The 3,221-nt window shown below is 72.7% G+C and carries 3 protein-coding genes; all 3 read left to right on the top strand.

Annotated features, from left to right (window positions below):
• Window positions 1-1,343, top strand: a 1,343-nt coding sequence (locus ACIG5E_RS39235) for a thioesterase domain-containing protein (RefSeq protein WP_396542074.1), incomplete at its 5' end; no start/stop codon positions are given.
• Entirely contained in the window at window positions 1,340-2,773 is a 1,434-nt protein-coding gene (locus ACIG5E_RS39230) for a DHA2 family efflux MFS transporter permease subunit (protein WP_396542072.1), read from the top strand. The genes ACIG5E_RS39235 and ACIG5E_RS39230, both read left to right, overlap by 4 nt.
• A 1-nt stretch (window position 2,774) precedes the next feature.
• A complete protein-coding gene (locus tag ACIG5E_RS39225; protein WP_396542070.1) occupies window positions 2,775-3,029 on the top strand; it encodes a chorismate mutase in 255 nt (84 codons plus the stop codon).
• The last annotated feature ends 192 nt before the right edge of the window (window positions 3,030-3,221 follow it).

Here is a 3,221-nt window from a genome sequence, read left to right as displayed (position 1 = left end):
TGGGGCGGATCTCGCGGGGCGGGATGCTGCCGCTGTCCACGCGGGAGGGCCTCGCGCTCTTCGACGCGGGCCTCACCCACGACCACCCCGTGCTGGTGCCCGCCCGGCTCGACCTTCCCGCCCTCCGGGCACAGGCCCGTGAGGAGGGGCTGCCGCCCCTGCTCCACGACCTCGTGCCCGCAGCGCCGAAGCGCGGCTCCCGGGCCGCCTCTCCCGCCGCGGACCTGACCGACCCGCTCGCCCTGGTCCGCGCCCACGCGGCCGCGGTCCTCGGGTACGCCGGGCCCGACCTGGTCGATCCCGACCGGAAGTTCCTGGAGATGGGCTTCGACTCGCTGACCTCGGTCCGCCTGCGCAACCGGCTGAACACGGCGGCCGGACTGACGCTCAGTGCCATGGCGGTCTTCGACCACCCGACGCCCCGGCTCCTGGCCGACCACCTCCGGGGCGAACTGACCGTGCCGGAGGTGCCGGTGGCGGCGGAGCCCGCGGGCACCATCGGCCTGCTCTACCGGCAGGCCTGCGCCGACGGCAAGGTGAAGGAGGCGACCGACCTGCTGATGGTGGCCTCGCAGCTGCGGCCGTCCTTCTCGGCCGAGTCGGTGGCCGAATCCCGGCGACTGCTGGAACCGGTCCGCCTCGCGGAGGGCCCCGCGGATGCCCCCGCGGCTCCGGCACTGGTCTGCCTGCCCTCGCTGACGGCGATGTCCAGCCCCCACCAGTACGCCCGCTTCGCGGCAGCGTTCGGACCGCGGCGCGCGGTGTCCGCGCTGCCCCTGCCCGGCTACCTCCAGGGCGAGGAACTGCCGGACAGCGCCGAGGCGATCGTCGAACTCATCGCCCGGGCGGTGCTGCACGGCGCCGACGGCGCACCGTTCGCCCTGGCCGGCTACTCCTCCGGCGGCTGGGCGGCGCACGACGTCGCCGCCCGTCTGGAACGGCTCGGCAGCCCGGCCACGGCGCTGGTCCTGCTCGACACCTTCCTGCCGGGGGAGGCCGCCGATCCCGCCTTCCGCACCGACATGGTCAAGGCCATGTTCGACCGGGAGGAGGAGTACGGCTGGACCACGGACGCCCGACTGACCGCGATGGGCGGCTACTTCCGGCACTTCCACGGCTGGACGCCCGAAGCGATCTCGACCCCGACCCTGCTGGTGCGGGCGGAGCAATCGCTCGGCGAGCGCCGGGCCTCCTGGCCGCTGCGGCACACCGCGGTGGACGTCGAAGGAGACCACTTCACCATGCTGGAGGCCGCCGCCGGCACCGCCGCCAACGCGGTGGACGACTGGCTGCGGACCGTGCAGCCGACGCAGAGCACCGAGGGAAAGACGACCCAGCAGTGAGCATACGTACCGAATCCAACCCGACGCCCCGTCAGGGCCTCGGCCCCGAGGTGTGGAAGGCCGCCACGGTGGTGATCCTGGGGTCGACCATGTCCTTCCTGGACTCGACGATCGTCAATGTCGCCCTCAAGGCCCTGGCGTCCGGCCTCGACGCCCCGCTCGACACCATCCAGTGGGTGGTGACGGCCTACCTCCTCGCGGTCGCCGCGGCGATCCCGGTCTCCGGCTGGGCGGCGCGCCGTTACGGAGCCCAGCGCACGTACGTGGCCGCGGTGGTCGTCTTCACGGCTGCCTCCCTCCTGTGCGCCGCCGCTCAGACCTCCGGGCAGCTCATCGCCCTGCGGGCCCTCCAGGGCCTCGGCGGCGGTCTGATCATGCCCGTCGGGCAGATCATCCTCGCGAGGGCGGCCGGACCGATGAACCTCCCGCGCGTGATGTCGGTCGTCGGAGTGCCGATCGTGCTCGCACCCGTCTTCGGGCCGTTCGCGGGCGGGCTCCTGCTGCACTACGCGGACTGGCGATGGATCTTCCTCGTCAACCTGCCGGTGGGAGCCGTGGCCGTGCTGTGCGCCCTGCGACTGCTGCGCCCCGACGGACCGCAGGACCCGACCCCGCTCGACCCGCTCGGGCTCCTGGCCGTCTCGGGAAGCATGGTCGCCCTGACCTACGGGTTCGGGGAGATCGGCCGGCACGCCTCGGCCGTCCCGCTGCTGGTGCTCGCCGCCGGGATGGTGCTGCTGGTGCTGTTCGTCGTCCGGACCCTCCGTACGGCGCACCCGCTCTTCGACATCGGGCTCTACCGCGATGCCGTCTTCCGTTCGGCCTCGCTCACCACGGTCTTCCTGTCCATGGGCATGTACGCGGGCATGGTGCTGATGCCGCTGTACTTCCAGAGCGTGCGGGGCGCGGACCCGGTCACCACCGGGCTGCTGCTGCTGCCGTCGAGCGCGGGCGCCGCCGCGGCCACCTGGCTGTCCGGGCGGGTCGTCGAACGGCTCGGCGGCGGGCGCACCGCGTTCCTCGGGGCGGCGCTGAGCCTCGCCGCGGCGGTGCCGTTCGTCCTGGTCGGGGCGGACACGCCGTACGCGGTGATCGGCACCGCCATGCTGCTCTCCGGCTTCGGGGCCGGACTGTCCGTGATGCCGGCCATGACCTCGGCCTTCCGGGCCGTCGACCCGCGCAAGATCAGCGACGCCTCGCCGCAGATCAACATGCTGCAGCGGCTCGGGGGGTCGATCGCGACGGCCGTGTTCGTGGCCGTCCTGCAGAACGGCCTGGACGAGGCGGGGGACAGCGCCGACAGCCGGATGTCGGCGTTCACCGTCACCTTCTGGTGGTCGCTGGCCGCGGCGGCACTCGCCGCGCTGACCGCCCTGACCCTGGCTCTCGCCCAGCGGCGCGCGGCCACCCGTGAGAAGGCCGGGGCCTGACATGTCACTCACCGTGCCGAGCCGGGTCGACGAGCGGCAGGACGAACTCTCCGAACTCGACCGTTCCCTCATCCGGATGATCCGGCGCCGCGCCGAGCTGGTCGGTGAGATCGAGGCGCTCCGCCGGGCTGCCGGCCTGCCCCGTACCGAACTCACCAGGGAGAACCGGATGTTGAAGGAGTACCAGAGCGGCCTCGGCCGACCGGGCGTCCGACTCGCCCTGCTGCTGCTCGAACTCGCCCGCCACCGGTCGTAGCCGGACGGCCGGAGCCGCGTCCGGACGAAGCAGCCCAGTCGCACGAACCCGATGAAAAACATTTGATGGGAAACACCACATGACCGAGATCTCGGCCATCCTCGACGCGATCCTCAGCTCCGACGCCACGTCGGCGGACTTCGCGGCGATCAAGCTCCCCGAGTCCTACCGGGCGGTCACGCTCCACAAGGA

It is taken from the genome of Kitasatospora sp. NPDC053057, from assembly GCF_044546945.1.
In the GTDB taxonomy this organism is placed as follows: domain Bacteria; phylum Actinomycetota; class Actinomycetes; order Streptomycetales; family Streptomycetaceae; genus Kitasatospora.
Note: the sequence above shows the minus strand (reverse complement) of the source record. Positions and strands in the feature narration are given on the sequence as shown.

Bases quoted from the DNA above. Each gene is read 5' to 3' on its own strand.
- ACIG5E_RS39225 (WP_396542070.1), top strand. From the start codon at position 2,775: ATGTCACTCACCGTGCCGAGCCGGGTCGACGAGCGGCAGGACGAACTC.